This window comes from Amycolatopsis sp. NBC_00355, assembly GCF_036104975.1.
Taxonomy (GTDB): Bacteria; Actinomycetota; Actinomycetes; order Mycobacteriales; family Pseudonocardiaceae; genus Amycolatopsis.
The window spans coordinates 709520-726197 of record NZ_CP107982.1; the positions used below are offsets into that span (position 1 = coordinate 709520).

Sequence of the window (16678 nt, forward strand, 5' to 3'; positions counted from 1 at the left end):
CATGGTGGAGACGAGCAGCGCGAAGGTCACCCTGCCCACGGACGAACAGATCCTGATCACGCGTGAGTTCACCGCGCCGAAGCATCTGGTCTACCGCGCGTGGACCACGCCCGAGCTGGTGAAGCGCTGGTGGGCCGGGCACCGCGGGACGACCACCGAGGTCGAGATGGACCTGCGGCCCGGCGGCCGCTGGCGGTACGTGATCAAGGCGAACGCGGGCTTCGAGGTCGCCTTCCACGGTGAGTACCGCGAAATCGTGCCGGACGAGAAGCTCGTCTTCACCGAGATGTTCGAGGGCGCGGATCCGCTGCCGGACGCCGACGTGCCCGTCAGCACCGTCACCTTCACCGCGCTCGAAGACGACCGCACGGTCGTGCACCTGCTGACGCAGATGACGAGCAAGGCGTTGCGGGACATGATCCTCGAGTCCGGCATGGAAGCCGGCATGCAGGAGCAGATGAACCTCATCGAGGAGCTGGCGAACTCGCTGCGCTAGCCCGGAGGAACCGCTCGCCCGTCTTCGCCAGCTCCCGGGCGAGCTCCGGCGCGTCGAGCACCTCGAAGTCCACTTCGAGCAGGCCCAGGTACAGCGCGAGCATCGGCGCGTGGTCGGACCCGACCTCCGCGACGCACCGGTCCGGTCCTTCGGCTGTGACGTCGACCGCGATGGGCAGCCGGGCCCGCACGTATTCGGCCGAAGCGTGCAGGCGGACCTTCGCGTGGAAGCGCCAGGTCGCCGCGCCCGCGCTGCGCTGCACGAACCGCACAACGTCACCTTCCGGCGGCTCGCGCGGGGCGAACCGCGGCCCGTTCGGCGTCCGCGGTGCCAGCCGGTCGACGCGGAAGGTGCGCCAGTCTTCACGGCCGGTGTCCCACGCGACCAGGTACCAGCGCCGGCCCCAGCTGACCAGGCGGTGCGGCTCGACGTCGCGGCGGCTGACCGCGCCCTCGTGGCCGGTGTAGCCGAACCGCAGTCGCTCGCCGGCCCGGATCGCCGACGCGATCACGCTCAGCACATCGGCGTCGACGGCCGGGCCGGTGCCGGGCACCGCGACCGTCGCGGCCTGCAGTGCCTGCACCCGGTGCCGCAGCCGGGACGGCAGCACCTGCTCCAGCTTCGCGAGCGCGCGCACCGACGTCTCCTCGATCCCGGCGACGCCGGCGGCGGTGCGCAGGCCGACCGCGACGGCCACGGCCTCGTCGTCTTCCAGCAGCAACGGCGGCAGCTGGGCGCCCGCGCCGAGCCGGTACCCGCCCTGGACGCCGGGGGAGGCCTCGACCGGATACCCGAGGTCGCGCAGCTTGCCGACGTCGGCGCGGACGGTGCGCGTGGTGACGCCGAGGCGGCCGGCCAGGTCGGCGCCGGTCCAGTCGCGCCGCGTTTCGAGCAGCGACAACAACCGCAGGAGCCGCGCGGAGGTCTGCAACATCTTTCGAGGGTGCCACGAATCGCGGAAGGAACCCTTCCGCAATCGTCTCTAGCGTCCTGCTCATGACGAACGACATCCGTCCCTTCCGCGTCGAGATCCCGCAGGCCGAGCTGGACGAGCTGCACCGGCGCCTGGCCACCGCCCGCTACCCCGAGCCGGTGCCCGGCGACGAGCCGGACTGGTCCCGCGGCATCCCGCCTTCGCGGGTCCGCGAGCTGGCCGAGCACTGGCGGACCGGCTACGACTGGCGCGCGCAGGAGGCCGCGCTCAACGCCCTCCCGCAGTTCACGACGGAGATCGACGGCCAGCCGATCCACTTCCTGCACGTCCGCTCGCCGGAACCGGACGCCGTCCCGCTGCTGCTGACCCACGGCTATCCCAGTTCGGTCGCCGAGTTCCTCGACGTGATCGGCCCGCTCGCCGACCCGGTCGCCCACGGCGGGGACGCGGCCGACGCGTTCCACGTCGTCGTCCCGTCGTTGCCGGGCTTCGGCTTCTCGACGCCGTTGAGCGGTCCGGGCTGGGAGCTGGCGCGCACGACGGACGCCTTCGCCGTGCTGATGACGCGTCTCGGCTACGACCGCTTCGCCGCGCAAGGCGGCGACATCGGCGCGGGCGTCACCGGCCGGCTCGCGGCGGTGTACCCGGAGCGCGTGCTCGGCACCCATGTGAACAGCGACCGCGGGACCATCGCCCTCGCCGGGGAGCAGCTCCCGATGCCCGGGAACCTGACCGAGGCCGAACAGACCGAACTGGACGCGGCCCGGGAAGCGTGGAAGGCCGGCCGGGGTTACCTGGACCTCCAGTCGCACAAGCCGGAGACGATCGCCGCCGGGCTCACCGACTCGCCGGTCGGGCAGCTGGCCTGGATCGCCGAGAAATTCGAGGCGTGGACGAACCCCGGCGGCGGGATCGGCCGCGACCGGCTGCTCACGACGGTCAGCCTGTACTGGTTCACACGCAGCGGCGCGACCGCGGCCCGCTTCCTCTACGAGGCCGCCCATTCCGGGCACGGCTGGCTGGCGCCGTCCGAGGTCCCGGCGGGCTGGGCCGTGTTCGACAGCTCGCCCGTGGTCCGGCGGATCATGGACCCCGACGAGAAGATCGAGCACTGGTCGGAGTTCGCCGAGGGCGGCCACTTCGCGGCGATGGAGGCGGGGGAGCTGCTGGTGGCCGACATCCGCGCGTTCTTCCGCAAGCTGCGCCGCTGAGCGGCCGCGCTGTGCCGCTGGGGTCGTGAGTGTTCAGGGCGGTTAGAACCGCCCTGAACACTCACGACCCCAGCCGCGGCAGACCGCTCACCGGCGCCACCTCGAGCGACCGGCGTGGTGAACCGGGCGGGTCTCCGCGGTAAAGCACCCTCACGACGGGCGTTGCTGCGACAGAATCGGCGGCGTGCAGTTCGCCATCCTCGGGCCGGTCGAAGCCCACGGTCCGGACGGGACGCCCGTCGCCCTCGGCGGCCCGCAGTTGCGCGGGCTGCTCGCGTTGCTGGCCCTCGACGCCGGGCGCGTCGTCAGCGCGGAGCGGCTCATCGACGGGCTGCACGGCGAAAACCCGCCCGAGGGTGCCGCGGAGGCCCTGCAGTCCCAGGTGTCCCGGCTGCGACGGCGGCTGCGGGACGGCGGGGCGCCCGACGGCCTGGTCGAGTTCACCCCCGCCGGGTACCGGCTGGCCGTCGACCCGCAGGACGTCGACGTCCACCGCTTCGAACGGCTCACCGCGCAGGCCCGGGAGACGGCCGATCCGACGGCGAAGCTGGCGCTGTTCGGTGACGCGCTCACGCTGTGGCGGGGTCCGGCACTCGACGGGCTCGCCGACCCGCCGCGCGCGGCCCGGCTGGCCGAGCTGCGCGTGACCGCGACCGAGGACCGGATCGAAGCCGGGCTGGCCCTCGGTCACCACGAACGGCTCGTCGCGGAGCTGCGGGAGCTCACCCGCGAACACCCGCTGCGGGAACGGCTCGCGACCCAGCTGATGCGCGCCCTGCACGGCGGCGGCCGTTCCGCCGAGGCCCTGGCGGTGTTCGCCGAAACCCGGGAGCGGCTGGCCGACGAGCTGGGCGCGGACCCGTCGCCGGACCTGGCGGACGCGCACGTCGCGGTTCTGCGGGCCGCGGCGCCCGCCCCGGCGCGCCGGGTTCCGGTGCCGCTCAGCGGGTTCGTCGAGCGCGCCGAGCGCGACCGGCTGGGCACGGCGTTGCGTGCCGCCCGGCTCGTCACGCTCACCGGGCCGGGTGGCGCGGGCAAGACCCGGCTCGCCGTCGAAGCGGCGTCCGGCGAACCCGGCGAAGTGTGCTTTGTCGAACTCGCGACGACGACCGAAGTCCCGCAAGCCGTGCTCGCCGCGCTGGGCCTGCGCGAGCAAGGCGTGCTGTCCTCGGCCGCGGCGGCCGACCCGGTGGATCGCCTGGCGGCCGGGCTCGCCGACCGGCCGCTGCTGCTGGTCCTCGACAACTGCGAACACGTCGTCGCCGAAGCCGCGCGGCTGGTCCGGCGGCTGCTCGGCGACTGCCCCGGCCTGCGGGTGCTGGCCACCAGCCGGGAAGCCCTCGGGCTGACCGGCGAGACACTGGTGCCGGTCGGAGCGCTGGCCGCCGACGCCGCCGATCGGCTCTTCACCGACCGCGCGGCGGCCGTCGTCCCGGGCGTGGTCCTCGATCCGGCCACGGTGTCCCGGATCTGCGCCGCGCTCGACGGCCTGCCCCTGGCGATCGAACTGGCCGCCGCGCGGCTGCGGTCGATGGCCGCCGAAGACGTCGCCGCCCGGCTCGACGACCGCTTCCGGCTGCTGTCGCGCGGCGAGCGCACCGCCGAACCGCGGCACCGCACGCTGCGCGGCGTCGTCGAGTGGAGCTGGGACCTGCTCGACCCGGACGAGCAGCGGCTCGCCGGCCGGTTCGCGGTGTTCGCCGGCGGCGCGCGCCTCGACGCCGTCGAGCGCGTCTGCGGTATCCCCGACGCCGACGGCCTGCTCAGCGGGCTCGTCGAGAAGTCCCTCGTCGAGCACACGAGCGGCCGGTACCGGATGCTGGAGACGATCCGGGCGTTCTGCGCCGGACAAGGCACCGCCGACCCCGCGGCACACGCGAAGTACTTCCTGGACCTCGCCCGCGCGGCCGAGCCGGAACTGCGCGGCGCGGACCAGCTCACGGTCCTGGCGCGGCTGACCGCCGAGCACGCCGACCTGCACGCGGCGCTGCGCTGGAGCGCCGCCGAGGCGCCGGAGGTCGCGTTGCGGCTGGTCGCGGCGCTGACGTGGTACTGGTGGCTGCGCGGGCTGCGCAGTGAGGCCGGGCCGTTCGCGGACGCCGTGCTCGCCGCCGTCGGGCCCGAGCCGCCACCCGGGCTCGAAGAGGAGTACGTCGTCTGCCTGATCCACGCGTCGGACACCGAGGTCGGGATCGAGCCGACCCTGCGCACCCTCGAAGGCCCGCTGCGGTACCCGTACCTCTTCCTGCTGTGGGCGTTTTCCCCGCGCACCAAGGCGAAAGAGGGCGAACGGCTCGCCGCGCTGATCGGCCCGGACACCTGGTCCCGCGCGTTCGCGCGGATCGGCGACGGCCTGGGCGCGCAGTACCGCGGCCGGATCGACGAAGCCGAGGCGCACTTTTCGGCGTCCCTGCAAGGGTTCCGCGAACTCGGCGACCGCTGGGGCCAGGCGAGCGCGCTGGAGAAGCTCGCGGAGTTCGCCGATTGGCGCGGCGACCACACGCGGTTCCGCGAGCTGATGGACGAGTCCGTCCGGCTGGCCGGCGAACTGGGGGCGGGCGAGGACGCCGCCGACCTGCTCTGCCGCCGCGCCGACGGGATGCTGCGGGCCGGGGACACCGCGGCTGCACAGGCGGACTACGAGGCCGCCGCGGAGACGGCCCGGGCGGTGGGCACGACGTTGACCCTGGCCCGCGCCCGTGGCGGCCTCGGTGAGATCGCGCGGCACGCGGGCGACCTCGCCGCCGCCCGGCGCTGGTATGCCTCCGCGCTCGGCCTGGCCGTCGACCCGGTGACCGGCGGCGAGACGCGGATCCGGCTGCACACCGGCTTCGGCTGGACGGCTGCGGCCGAAGGGCACCTCGACGAGGCGACCGAACTGCACCAGGAAGCGCTGGCCACGGCGTTGGAGCACGCGAACCTGCCGGGCGCGGCGCAGGCGGTCGAAGGCCTGGCCGGCGTGCTCGCCGCGCGGGCCGAGGACGAGCAGGCGGCGTTCCTGCTCGGGGTCGCCGTCGGGCTGCGCGGCGCGGAGGTCACCGGCGACGCCGACGTCACCGCGGTGACCGGCGCCGTCCGGGCCCGCATCGGTGGCGACGCCTACGTCAAGGCCTTCGAGCAAGGCCGGGAAATGCCGCCTGACCAGGCTCTTCAGGACTTCGGTCAGCCGCGGTTCGCGCTCGGTTCGTGAGCGGTCAGCGGCCGCGCCCACGCTGCTGAGCATGACGGACAACCGAGAAATCCTGATCTCCGGCGCCAGCGTCGCCGGCCCCGCCCTCGCCTGGTGGCTGCACCACCACGGCTTCCGCCCGACGATCGTCGAGCGCGCCCCGAGCCTGCGCGAAGGCGGCTACAAGGTCGACATCCGCGGCACCGCCGTCGACGTCGTCCGCCGGATGGGCCTGCTGGAACAGGTGCACGCGGTCGCCACCGACATGCGCGGCGCCGGGTTCGTGAACAAGCGTGGCAAGGAGATCGCGAAGCTGGACGCCGACACGTTCGGCTTCCGCGACGGCGACGACACCGAGATCCTGCGCGGCGACCTGGCGAAGATCCTCTACGAGCACACCCGCGACGACGTCGAATACGTCTTCGGCGACTGGATCACCGGGCTCGACGAGCGCGCGGACGGCGTCCACGTCACCTTCGCCCACGGCGCGCCCCGTCGGTTCGACCTGGTCGTCGGCGCCGACGGGCTGCACTCCGGCGTCCGCGCGCTGGCGTTCGGCCCGGAAGAGCAGTTCCTGAAGCGGTTCGACGCCTACATCTCGATCTCGACCGTGCCCAACACCTTCGACCTGGACCGCTGGGAGCTGCTGCACTCGGCGGCGCCGGGCAAGATGGTCAACGTCTACAGCACGGCCCGCGCCGCGGACGCGAAGGCCGCGTTCTGGTTCACCGGCACGGACCTGCCCTACGACCGCCGCGACGTCGACGGCCAGAAGAACCTCGTCGCCGACCAGTTCGCCGGCCTCGGCTGGCAGATCCCGGAGCTGCTGGAGTCGATGCGCGCAGCCGGCGACTTCTACTTCGACCCGGTGTGCCAGATCCTGATGGACCGGGTGTCGGCCGGGCGCGTGACGCTCGTCGGCGACGCGGGCTACTGCCCGTCCCCGGCCTCGGGCCAGGGAACGAGCCTGGCTTTGGCGGGTGCATACGTCCTGGCGGGCGAACTGGCCGCGGCCGCGGGCGACTTCACCGTGGCATTCGAAAAGTACGAAGCCGAGATGCGGCCGTACATCGAGAAGAACCAGGCCCTGGCGAAGTCCGCGCTGCGCGGCATCATCCCGCAGTCCCGCGCCTTCGCGTGGATCAACACCCGGATGATCAAGCTGATGCCCTACATGCCGGGCCGCAACCGCATCCTGGAACAGATCGCCGCCCCCATCCGCCAGGCGGCGAACGCCTTGGTGCTGAAGGACTACGCGACGGCCGGCCGTGCGGCAGGCTGAGGGCCGCGACGGGTCCGCACGACCCGGCGCGGCACCCGGCTCAAAGGGCCGCGCGGACCTGCGTCCCGACTTCCTCCAGCTCCGCCCGCTCCCGCACCCGCCAGTCCGCGCTGAGGACGAAACCGTCGTCCGGGTGGCGGGGGATGACGTGCAGGTGGACGTGGGGGATCTCCTGGCCCGCGGCGGTGCCGTCGGCCAGGAACAGGTTGATCCCGTCGGTCCGGATCCCGGTGCGGCGCAACGCCGCCGCGAGGGTCTGGGCGATGGTGAACATCCGGGCGCCCGCCTCGGCGGGGAGGTCGGCCAGGCCTTCGTGGTGGGCCCGGGGGAGCACCAGCAGGTGTCCGGTGGACACCGGGCGCAGGTCGACGACGGCGACGAACTCGTCGTCCTCGTGCACGAACGTCGCCGGCGCGAGCCCGGTGGCGATCGCGCAGAAGATGCACTTGCCGCCGGGTGTGGTCGCGGGGAGGTGGGGAGGCTTGGCCATGCCGCCGACCGTAGCGGGAAGATCAGCCCGCTGTCAGGTGGGAATCCGCCCAGTCCGCGAAGGACGTCAGCGGGATGCCGAGGGCCCGCGCGAACTCCGGGCGCGCGGGGTGGCCGATCTCGTTCGTCCACTCGTGCCGCACGGTGAACGCGGGCGCGCCGGCCGCCACGGCTTCCGCCGAGGTCAGGTCGGGCGCGGTGATCTCCACGCCGTGGACGCGGGAGAGCACCTCGGCGACGCCCGCCATCGTCCGGCGCTCACTGGCGAGTTCCAGCTCGACGCCGTCGAAGCGTGCCGGGTCGGCGAAGGCCGCCGCGGCCGCGGCACCGATGTCGGCGACGGCGACGAGCGAGAGTTCCGTGTCCGGCTTGATGGGCGTCACCAGCCCGCCGCCGACGCCGTGGGGGAGCAGGAACGACGGCGGCAGGAAGTTCTCCATGAAGAACCCGGGCTTGAGCAACGTCCAGTGCGCGAAATCGGCTTCGCGAACGCGGTCCTGGATCGCGGTCTTCGTCTCCAGGTAGTGCTCCATCGACTTCCAGCGGCCCTCGGCCCAGCCCGGCGCCGAGCGGTGCTGCCCGGCCCCGGAGACCGACGCGTGCACGAACTGCGCCACGCCCGCGTCCCGGGCGGCGTCGATCAGGTTGCGGGCCTGGACCAGCTCGGAGTCGCCGTCGAGGTCGGTCAGGTCGGGCAGTTGCACGGAGAACACGCCCCGCACGCCCTCGAGTGCCGGGACGAGCGAACCGGGGTCGTAGAGGTCGCCGGTGACGAGCTCGGCGCCGAGCGCTCGGATCGCTCCGGCCTGTGCGGTGCCGGGGTCGCGGACGAGCGCGCGGACTTCGGTGCCCGCGGCGAGCAGTGCGCGGGCCGTGGCGCCGCCCTGCTTGCCGGTGGCGCCGGTGACGAGGACGGGGGACATGGGAGCTCCTTCGGACAGCTAAGTGGCGGGGCCCGCCACTTCGTGTCCGCTACGATAGCCATGAAGTGGCGGCCCCCGCCACTTAACCTTCCGGAGGTGGTCATGCGGCGGTCCGACGCCCAGCGCAACTACGCGCTGATCCTCGCCGTCGCCGAGCGGGAGGTCGCCGAGCACGGCGCGGAGGCGTCCCTGGAACAGATCGCCCGCACGGCCGGCGTCGGCTCGGCCACCGTGCGCCGGCACTTCCCGACCCGGCGCGCGCTGCTGGACGCCGTGTTCCGCGAACGCGTCGACGCGCTGGACGGCCGGGCCCTCGCCCTCGCCGATGCCGACGACCCGCGGGCCGCCCTGCTCGACTGGCTCACGGCGTTGACGGAGTACGCCGCCTCCGCGCGGGGCATGGCGGCGGCGCTGATACCGGACGAAGATCCGGACGGCGAGCACGTCTGCGGCCGCCTCACCGACGCCGGCGAACCGGTGCTGCGCCGCGCGGTCGAGGCGGGCGCGGTGCCGGCCGGGGTGACGTCGGCGGACCTGGTCGCGGTGGTGACGGGCATCGTGCTGGCGACCGAGCACGGGCGCGACCCGACCGGGGAAGCCTTGCGGCTGCTGGGGTTGGCGGTGCGGGGGATCAGCCCGTCATGAGAAGTGGTACGCGGCGGTGAGCCAGCCGCGGACCTCATCGTCCACTTCGGACGGTGCGCGCAGGCTCACCCGGTGCCCGACCCGCGGCCCGTCGGTGCCCCACGCCGGCCGGATCCGGGCCGTCTCGACCGGGCTCGGCAGGAACAGGTAGAGCAGGACGTCCCGGGAGCGCGGGCGCACCTCGGCGAGCTTGCGCTCCCGTTTGAGGAACACGCCGATCTTGACCGCGTCCTCGTGGAAGCCGCCGAGGGTGCGCAGGTGGGCGGCGATCGCGTCGTACACCGCGCGCTGTGCCGGGGAACGTGCGGCGAACGTGTCGTCGACCGTGCACCCCGGCACGCACGTGTGCCCCTGACCGGCGCGCGCGAACTCGCGGTCGCACTGCGGGCACGTCCAGCGGGTCGGCATGCCGTCCAGGATGGCACTCACCGCGCGCCGGGACGACCCGGTGTTCCGGACGGGGTCCGCTGGTGCGCTGAGCCGCCGGCCAGGTACCGCTGGACCGTCGGCGCGATCTCCGTGACGAGGTCTTCCTGGGTCAGCGCGACCACCGGCGGCAGGCGCAGGACGTAGCGGGTCAGCGCCAGGCCGAACAGCTGTGTGACGACCAATCCGGCCCGGCGGGGCGCGTCGGCCGGGTCGCCGAAGCGCAGCACCGCCGGCGTGACCTGGCCGGCGAACACCTCCCGGATCTTCTCGACCACGGCGTCGTCGGCCACCGCGGACCGCAGCAGCGTCAGCAGGATCTCGTCGGTCGGCGGCTGCTCCCAGAGCGCGAGGAACTGCCGCGTCAGCAGCTCGCCGACGGTGCCCGGATCGGCTTCGGCGAGGTCCGGCAGGTCCAGTTCGACGTCCACGGCCGCCGCGAACAGGCCGTCCTTGCTGCCGTAGTAGCGCATCACCATCGACGGGTCGATGTCCGCGTCGGCGGCGATCGAGCGGATGGTCGCCCGGCGGAAGCCGTCGGCGGCGAATCGGCGGCGCGCGGCGTCGAGGATGGCCGCGCGGGTGGCGTCCGACCGGCGGGGAGAGGGCTCGTCAACCATGTCAACAAGTGTAGGCCAACACTTGTTGACAAGCCAGCCGGGTGGTGCTTACGTGGATGCCAACAGTTGTTGGCAAACCTGAGGAGCCCGCCATGAACCTGCCCGCCCGCACCGACGTGCTGATCGCCGGAGCCGGCCCCGCCGGCCTCGCCGCCGCGATCGCGCTGGCCGAGGCCGGCGTCGACTACGTGCTGCTGGACCGCCAGGCCGAGGGCGCGAACACGTCCCGGGCCTGCGTGATCCACGCCCGGACACTGGAGGTGCTCGCCGAGCTGGGCGTCACCGAGCGGCTGAAGGAGCTGGGCGTCGTGGTCCCGACGTTCACGGTCCGCGACGGCGCCACGGTGCTCGCGAAGGTGCCGTTCGGCGGGCTGCCCACCGCCTACCCGTACACGCTGATGGTGCCGCAGGACGTGACCGAAGCGGTGCTGCTGGCGCGGCTGCGCGAGGCCGGCGGCGACGTCCACCGGCCGTACGAGGTCACCGCGGTCGCGGGCGACGACACCGGCGTCACGGTGACGGTCGCCGGTGGCGAGACGATCCGGGCACGGTACGTCATCGGCGCCGACGGCATGCACAGCGTGGTGCGGGAGCAGGCCGGGATCGGGTTCAGCGGTGCCAGCTACCCCGAGTCGTTCGTGCTCGCCGACGTCCGGATGAGCTGGCCCCTCGACCGCGAGGAGGTCAGCCTGCACCTGTCACCGGAGGGGGTGACGGTGGTCGCCCCGCTGCCCGGGGCCGACGACCACTACCGGGTGGTCGCGACCGTCGCCTCCGCTGCCGAGAAGCCGGGTGTCGGGGACATCCAGTCCATTGTGGACAAGCGCGGGCCGGAGGGTGCGCGGTCGCGGGTGACCGAGGTGCTGTGGAGCTCGCGGTTCCGGGTGCACCACCGGGTGGCCGACCACTACCGCGCGGGCCGGATCCTGCTGGCCGGCGACGCGGCCCACGTGCACAGCCCGGCCGGTGGCCAGGGCATGAACACGGGCATCCAGGACGCCGTGGCGCTGGGCGGTTTGCTGGCCCGGGTGCTCGCCGGCGAACCGGACGCGCTCCTGGACACCTACGAGACGACCCGCCGCCCCGTGGCCACCGGCGTGGTCGCCTTCACGGACCGCATGACCCGCATGGCCACGCTCCGCCCCCGCCCGGCGCGCCTGCTGCGCAACACGGTGCTCAAGCTGGCCTTCGGCCTGCCCCCGGTCCGCTCGAAGATGGCTTATCAGCTGGCCGAGCTGGCGGCCCGCTGACCCGCTCCGCCCGGCCGTGTCGGCCACTCCGGCCAGCACGGCGCCCGGAACGGGCAGCACGGCGGACTTGGCTCAGCGGGTCGGGGGGACGATCCCGTACTCGTGGATCTTCCGGTAAATCGTCGCCCGGGAGATCCCGAGCAGTTTCGCCGCGCGGACTTTGTTGCCGTCCGCGTCCTCCAGGCACCGCACGATCGCGTCGCGCTCGATGGACTCGAAGCGGTTCAACGGCCTGCGCGTCACCGCGTGGAACTCGGCCGGGAGGTCACCCGGGCGGATGGTGCCCGCGCGGCGGCGCTGGGCCACCGTGCGCAGCACCTGGTACAGCTGGCCCGTGTTGCCCGGCCACTCCGCCCGCATCAGCAGGTGCAACGCGGCCGCCGAGCAGGTGAGGCGGCCGCCGTAGCCGAGTTTGCTCAGGACCAGGGGGACCAGCTCCGCCAGGTCCTCGACGTGGTGGCGCAACGGGGGCACGCGCACCGTGCGCGGGAAGAACTTCAGCAGCTCCGCGAGCGCCGGCTTGGTCTCGGCGCCCGGGGCGAGCGTCGCCACCACCCACGGGGCGTCGTCGCGCTCGCGCAGTTCGCGCAGGGCTCCCGCCAACGCCGTCGCGGCGAGCACCGACAGCCGGTCGGCGTGGCGGATCACCAGGGTGCGGACCGGCGTCTGGGCGTGCTCGCGCAGCAGCGCGGCCGTCCAGTCCGGGCCGGTCGCGACCGCCGCGTCCACCGTGAGCAAGCGGGACGCCGGGTGGTGGCGCTGGTGCAGGCCCTTGGCCAGGGTCAGTTTGCCCGTGCCGGGCTCGCCTTCCAGCGCGACCCATTCGCCGCGCTCGTGGCCGGCGTCGAGTTCGTGGCCGCAGCGCAGCCACAGAGGCGCCGAGCCGACGACGCCCGGCAGGTACATCGGCAGCATCGGGATCGACGCGGCCAGCGTCTCCTCGGCTTCGATCAGCTTCACCGACAGCACGCCGCCCGCGGTGTCGGTCTCGCGCTGGCCCGGGACGCGGCGGCAGTACACGCGCACGCGCAAGCCGCTCGACAACGCGAGCATCGCCGACGTCCGCTCGCCGTCGGACAGGGCCTCGGTGGCGTACCCCAGCAGCAGCGACTGGTCGGCCGGGTCGAGCAGCTGCCGCGCCCGGTCGTTCATCATCACGATGTCCTCGTTGAACGCCAGCACGATGCCCGTCCAGCGGCGGCACGTCTGCAGGTAGGCCTGGAAGAGGATCATCTCCCGCAGGTCGCTGTGGCGCAGCAGGGCCTGGCGGATCTGCTCGGCGGTCGAGCGGGCCAGCGCGATGAGCAGGCCGCCCGCGTCCTTGTACCAGCAGGTCAGGTCGACGGCGCCGATCTTCTTGCCGGAGAGCGGGTGGTGGATCGGGACGCCGGCGCAGGCGAGGTTCTCGAGGTGCTCGGCGTAGTGCTCGTGGCCGAACACGGTGGTCGCGCGGCCGTCCTCCAGTGCGGTGCCGATCCCGTTGGTGCCGACGGACTGCTCGCCGTAGCTGAACCCGGGCACCAGCTCGACGCGTTCCAGGTGCCGCCGCAGGTCGGCGTCGCCGGTCCGCTGCGTCAGCACGACGCCGTTGGCGTCGGTGAGGATCAGGCTGATCGGCTGCCCGTCGAACTGCTCGGTGAGCTTGCCCAGGACGGGCTCGGCGCCGCGCATCAGGGGGATGTCGAGGTTCTGGTCGCCGAGGTAGAGCGGGTCGATCCGGTCGGCTTCGACCTGGAACTCCCGCGACCGGCGCCAGGAGGCGAGGATCGTCTGCCGGACGGTGCCGGCCGGGACCTGTTCGGCGGTGAGGAACCGCACCCGCGTCCGGGCGAGCTCGTCGTCGGCGAGCAGCATGCCGGGCACCTTGTCGTCCACGTGACCTCCTGAATCCCGCGGCCCACGTGGGTGCGGGCACACCCGTTGTGCCGCCCGTCCAGCCTAAGCGCGTTAGGCCTTTCACGGTGTCTCAAATTGAGACGCTCCGGCCTGCCCGGCGGCGGTGCGATGAACGGGCCGGGGACCTCGTGTCCGCCCATCCACCAGGAGGTGCGCCAGTGGCCGCCGATTCCGGGGAGACCTACAACCCGTGGACGATCGTGAACCTGGTTTTCACGCATCTGGCCGAACAGGGCCTGCACCCCGTGTTCGGCGGTGAGGGCCACCCCGGCGATCCGGCGGCGGCCCTGCTGCGCGCGCTCGGCATCACGCCGACCGTCGAGGGAGACGCGCGCGTGCGGAACGGTGTCCAAAACGAGCTCGCCGCACTGCGGGCCCGGATGTTCAGCGAGCGTGAAGAGCCCTGAGCAGCGGGTTCTGTCTCAGATTGAGACCCGCGTCACCTCGGGCCGCCCCTTGAATGGTGGACGCAGGACGTGCGCCCCGACACCCGGCCGGGATCCGAGTCGCTCGGCCGCCGTAGGCAGGAGCCACGGATAAGGAGTGATCTATGAGCCGCCAGAGTGTGGCGAAAGCCCACCAAAAGATCCAGGAACTGTCGTGGGAACCGGCGTACCACACCCCGGTTTCGCACTACGGGACCGACTACACCTTCCAGAAGGCCAAGAAGAAGGACCCGCTGAAGCAGGTCCTCCGTTCGTACTTCCCGATGCAGGAAGAAAAGGACCACCGGGTCTACGGTGCCGAAGACGGCGCGATCCGCGGCAACATGTTCCGCCAGGTGCAGGAACGCTGGCTGGAGTGGCAGAAGCTGTTCCTGAGCATCATCCCGCTGCCGGAGATCTCCGCGGCCCGGGCGATGCCGCTGCTGTTCCGCACGGTCCCCAACCCGGAACTGCACAACGGCCAGGCGATCCAGATGATCGACGAGGTCCGGCACTCGACGATCCAGCAGAACCTCAAGCGCCTGTACATGCAGAACTACATCGACCCGGCGGGCTTCAACTCGAGCCTGCGCAACTTCCAGAACGACTACTGCGGCACCATCGGCCGTCAGTTCGCCGAAGGTTTCATCACCGGTGACGCGATCACCGCGGCCAGCATCTACCTGACCATCGTGGCGGAGACGGCGTTCACCAACACGCTGTTCGTCGCGATGCCGGCCGAAGCCGCCGCCAACGGCGACTACCTGCTGCCGACGGTGTTCCACTCGGTGCAGTCGGACGAGTCCCGGCACATCAGCAACGGGTACGCGACGCTGCTGATGGCGTTGTCGGACGAGAGCAACCACCAGCTGCTCGAGCGCGACCTGCGCTACGCGTGGTGGAACAACCACGCCGTCGTCGACGCCGCGATCGGCACGTTCATCGAATACGGCACGAAGGACCGCCGCAAGGACCGGGAAAGCTACGCGGAGATGTGGCGTCGCTGGATCTACGACGACTACTACCGCAGCTACCTCGTCCCGCTCGAGAAGTACGGCTTGGTCATCCCGCACGACCTCATCGAGGAGGCGTGGAACCGGATCTGGAACAAGGGCTACGTCCACGAGGTCGCGCAGTTCTTCGCCACCGGGTGGCTCGCCAACTACTGGCGCATCGATCCGATGACCGACGAAGACTTCGAGTGGTTCGAGTACAAGTACCCCGGGTGGTACGACAAGTACGGCGCGTGGTGGGAGAACTACAGCCGGCTCGCGACGCCGAACGGGCACCACCCGATCGTCGCCGAGGACGTCAACTACGTTTACCCGCACCGCTGCTGGACGTGCATGGTGCCGTGCCTCATCCGCGAGGACATGGTGGTCGACGAGGTCGACGGCCAGCACCGCACCTACTGCTCGGAGACGTGCCGCTGGACCGACGCCGAGGCGTTCCGGCCCACCTACCAGGGCCGCAACACCCCGAACATGGGCAAGCTGGTCGGCGCGCGTGAGTGGGAGACGCTCTACCACGGCTGGAACTGGGCCGACGTCGTCACCGACATGGGCTTCGTGCGCGACGACGGCAAGACCATGGTCGCGCAGCCGCACCTCGACCTCGATCCCAAGAAGATGTGGACGCTCGACCACCTGCGCCGGATGCCCGAGGTGCAGTCGCCGAACGTGCTGCTCAACCAGATGAACGACGAGGAACGGGCCGCGTTCCAGGCCGACTACAACCGCCAGGGCCCGGCCGGGCGCCCGGCACCGCAGAAAGCCTGACGCGCGACCACCGGTCGTGAGTGTTTAGGGCGGTTCTAACCGCCCTAAACACTCACGACCCCGCACCGAGACGGGGGCTGGCATGTCAGAGAAACACCGCGTGCGGTTCGAGCCCGTCGGGATCGAGATCGACGTCGCCGAGGAGCAGACCATCCTGCGCGCCGCCGCCGAGCAGGGCGTGATGCTCATGCACGGCTGCAAGGAAGGGCAGTGCGCGGCCTGCAAGTCGTTCATCCTCGACGGCGAGGACGTCGAACACGACAAGTACTCGACCTTCGCGTTGCCCGACTACGAAAAGGAGGAAGGTTTCACCCTGCTGTGCCGGGCCCACGCCTATGAGGACCTCACGATCGAGCTGCTCAACTACGACGAGGAGATGATCCAGTCGGGGCTGCCGATCCAGGAGGCGGAAGTCGAGGTCGTGTCGAACGACAACGTCACCCACGACCTGCGCCACCTCGTCGTCAAGCTGACCGATCCCGAGCAGCCGCTGAAGTTCTTCCCGGGCCAGTACCTGGACTTCGCGATCCCGGACACCGAGGAGTCGCGGTCGTTCTCGATGGCCAACACCTCGGCGCGCGACGGGCTGCTCGAGTTCGTCATCAAGATCTACCCCGACGGGCTGTTCTCCACGTTCCTGGACACGCGCGTCGCGGTGGGTGACCGGCTGCGGATCACCGGCCCGTTCGGGGTGTTCACGTTGCGGGACAACCCGAGCGCGGACCTGGTCTTCGTCGGCGGCGGGGCCGGGATGGCGCCGATCCTGTCGTTGCTGCGGACCATGGCCGAACGCGGTATCGAGCGGAAGGCGACCTACTTCTACGGCGCGCGCCGCCGGCAGGACCTCTGCTTCGACGCCGAACTGCGGGAGCTGCAGGAGAAACTCCCGGACTTCCGGTACGTGCCGGCGCTTTCGGAGCCGGGTGACGACGACTGGGACGGCGAAACCGGCTTCGTCACCGACGTCCTGCGCGCGGCCGGACTCGACCTGAAGGGCGCCGACGCCTACGTCTGCGGCCCGCCGCCGATGGTCGAAGCCGCGCTGGAACTGCTGCCCGCGCTCGGCGTCGCCGACAAGCGCGTCTTCTACGACAAGTTCACCACCACGGGCGAATCCGACGCCTGACACCCGAG

15 protein-coding genes are annotated in these 16678 nt (G+C 72.0%); 9 read left to right on the top strand and 6 right to left on the bottom strand.

What is annotated here, in order from left to right; translation table 11 throughout:
- Position 1 precedes the first annotated feature (1 nt).
- The gene (locus OHS18_RS03155) at positions 2–496 is read left to right on the top strand and encodes an SRPBCC family protein (RefSeq protein ID WP_328615844.1); all 495 of its coding nucleotides are present in this window, start codon (positions 2–4) and stop codon (positions 494–496) included.
- Here OHS18_RS03155 and OHS18_RS03160 read toward each other — a convergent pair.
- On the bottom strand, positions 465–1430 hold the full coding sequence (locus OHS18_RS03160) for a helix-turn-helix transcriptional regulator (protein WP_328615845.1): 966 nt from the start codon (positions 1428–1430) through the stop codon (positions 465–467). The two genes, OHS18_RS03155 and OHS18_RS03160, sit on opposite strands and share 32 nt — an antisense overlap.
- A 62-nt stretch (positions 1431–1492) precedes the next feature.
- Here OHS18_RS03160 and OHS18_RS03165 point away from each other — a divergent pair, with 62 nt between their 5' ends.
- The 3 genes from OHS18_RS03165 (at position 1493) to OHS18_RS03175 (ending at position 7092) form a co-directional block, all read left to right on the top strand.
- Entirely contained in the window at positions 1493–2641 is a 1149-nt protein-coding gene (locus OHS18_RS03165) for an epoxide hydrolase family protein (protein ID WP_328615846.1), read from the top strand.
- 184 nt (positions 2642–2825) lie between these two features.
- On the top strand, positions 2826–5831 hold the full coding sequence (locus OHS18_RS03170; RefSeq protein WP_328615847.1) for an ATP-binding protein: 3006 nt from the start codon (positions 2826–2828) through the stop codon (positions 5829–5831).
- 31 nt (positions 5832–5862) lie between these two features.
- Positions 5863–7092 carry an FAD-dependent monooxygenase gene (locus OHS18_RS03175; RefSeq protein WP_328615848.1) on the top strand — a complete coding sequence of 410 codons (1230 nt, stop codon included), beginning with the start codon at positions 5863–5865 and terminating at the stop codon, positions 7090–7092.
- Between the two features lie 40 nt (positions 7093–7132).
- On the opposite strand, the gene OHS18_RS03180 is transcribed toward OHS18_RS03175, so the two are convergent.
- Positions 7133–7582 carry an HIT family protein gene (locus OHS18_RS03180; protein ID WP_328456270.1) on the bottom strand — a complete coding sequence of 150 codons (450 nt, stop codon included), beginning with the start codon at positions 7580–7582 and terminating at the stop codon, positions 7133–7135.
- 22 nt (positions 7583–7604) lie between these two features.
- Positions 7605–8504, bottom strand: a complete 900-nt coding sequence (locus OHS18_RS03185) for an NmrA family NAD(P)-binding protein (protein WP_328615849.1) — start codon at positions 8502–8504, stop codon at positions 7605–7607.
- 102 nt (positions 8505–8606) lie between these two features.
- Between OHS18_RS03185 and OHS18_RS03190 the strand changes: the two genes are divergently transcribed.
- The gene (locus tag OHS18_RS03190) at positions 8607–9149 is read left to right on the top strand and encodes a TetR/AcrR family transcriptional regulator (protein WP_328615850.1); all 543 of its coding nucleotides are present in this window, start codon (positions 8607–8609) and stop codon (positions 9147–9149) included.
- Here OHS18_RS03190 and OHS18_RS03195 read toward each other — a convergent pair.
- Positions 9144–9557 carry a DUF5655 domain-containing protein gene (locus OHS18_RS03195; protein WP_328615851.1) on the bottom strand — a complete coding sequence of 138 codons (414 nt, stop codon included), beginning with the start codon at positions 9555–9557 and terminating at the stop codon, positions 9144–9146. The two genes, OHS18_RS03190 and OHS18_RS03195, sit on opposite strands and share 6 nt — an antisense overlap.
- Positions 9558–9574: 17 nt before the next feature.
- Positions 9575–10195 carry a TetR/AcrR family transcriptional regulator gene (locus OHS18_RS03200; protein ID WP_328615852.1) on the bottom strand — a complete coding sequence of 207 codons (621 nt, stop codon included), beginning with the start codon at positions 10193–10195 and terminating at the stop codon, positions 9575–9577.
- Positions 10196–10287: 92 nt separating this feature from the next.
- Between OHS18_RS03200 and OHS18_RS03205 the strand changes: the two genes are divergently transcribed.
- Positions 10288–11445 carry an FAD-dependent oxidoreductase gene (locus OHS18_RS03205; RefSeq protein ID WP_328456260.1) on the top strand — a complete coding sequence of 386 codons (1158 nt, stop codon included), beginning with the start codon at positions 10288–10290 and terminating at the stop codon, positions 11443–11445.
- 72 nt (positions 11446–11517) lie between these two features.
- On the opposite strand, the gene OHS18_RS03210 is transcribed toward OHS18_RS03205, so the two are convergent.
- Complete coding sequence (locus OHS18_RS03210) at positions 11518–13299, bottom strand: sigma-54-dependent Fis family transcriptional regulator (RefSeq protein ID WP_328618721.1); 1782 nt, start codon at positions 13297–13299, stop codon at positions 11518–11520.
- A 200-nt stretch (positions 13300–13499) separates the two neighbouring features.
- On the opposite strand from OHS18_RS03210, the gene OHS18_RS03215 reads away from it, so the two are divergent.
- From OHS18_RS03215 to OHS18_RS03225, 3 genes are all read left to right on the top strand, one after another.
- Complete coding sequence (locus tag OHS18_RS03215; RefSeq protein WP_328456258.1) at positions 13500–13748, top strand: hypothetical protein; 249 nt, start codon at positions 13500–13502, stop codon at positions 13746–13748.
- Between the two features lie 143 nt (positions 13749–13891).
- A complete protein-coding gene (locus OHS18_RS03220) occupies positions 13892–15544 on the top strand; it encodes a methane monooxygenase (RefSeq protein ID WP_328615853.1) in 1653 nt (550 codons plus the stop codon).
- A gap of 82 nt (positions 15545–15626) precedes the next feature.
- Entirely contained in the window at positions 15627–16670 is a 1044-nt protein-coding gene (locus OHS18_RS03225; RefSeq protein WP_328615854.1) for an NADH:ubiquinone reductase (Na(+)-transporting) subunit F, read from the top strand.
- Positions 16671–16678: the final 8 nt, after the last annotated feature.

Excerpts from the sequence above, each read along its gene's own strand:
- OHS18_RS03155 (WP_328615844.1), top strand. The coding sequence starts at position 2 with ATGGTGGAGACGAGCAGCGCGAAGGTCACCCTGCCCACGGACGAACAG.
- OHS18_RS03160 (WP_328615845.1), bottom strand. The coding sequence starts at position 1,430 with ATGTTGCAGACCTCCGCGCGGCTCCTGCGGTTGTTGTCGCTGCTCGAA.
- OHS18_RS03165 (WP_328615846.1), top strand. The coding sequence starts at position 1,493 with ATGACGAACGACATCCGTCCCTTCCGCGTCGAGATCCCGCAGGCCGAG.
- OHS18_RS03175 (WP_328615848.1), top strand. The coding sequence starts at position 5,863 with ATGACGGACAACCGAGAAATCCTGATCTCCGGCGCCAGCGTCGCCGGC.
- OHS18_RS03180 (WP_328456270.1), bottom strand. The coding sequence starts at position 7,582 with ATGGCCAAGCCTCCCCACCTCCCCGCGACCACACCCGGCGGCAAGTGC.
- OHS18_RS03185 (WP_328615849.1), bottom strand. The coding sequence starts at position 8,504 with ATGTCCCCCGTCCTCGTCACCGGCGCCACCGGCAAGCAGGGCGGCGCC.
- OHS18_RS03190 (WP_328615850.1), top strand. The coding sequence starts at position 8,607 with ATGCGGCGGTCCGACGCCCAGCGCAACTACGCGCTGATCCTCGCCGTC.
- OHS18_RS03195 (WP_328615851.1), bottom strand. The coding sequence starts at position 9,557 with ATGCCGACCCGCTGGACGTGCCCGCAGTGCGACCGCGAGTTCGCGCGC.
- OHS18_RS03200 (WP_328615852.1), bottom strand. The coding sequence starts at position 10,195 with ATGGTTGACGAGCCCTCTCCCCGCCGGTCGGACGCCACCCGCGCGGCC.
- OHS18_RS03205 (WP_328456260.1), top strand. The coding sequence starts at position 10,288 with ATGAACCTGCCCGCCCGCACCGACGTGCTGATCGCCGGAGCCGGCCCC.
- OHS18_RS03210 (WP_328618721.1), bottom strand. The coding sequence starts at position 13,299 with ATGCTGCTCGCCGACGACGAGCTCGCCCGGACGCGGGTGCGGTTCCTC.
- OHS18_RS03220 (WP_328615853.1), top strand. The coding sequence starts at position 13,892 with ATGAGCCGCCAGAGTGTGGCGAAAGCCCACCAAAAGATCCAGGAACTG.
- OHS18_RS03225 (WP_328615854.1), top strand. The coding sequence starts at position 15,627 with ATGTCAGAGAAACACCGCGTGCGGTTCGAGCCCGTCGGGATCGAGATC.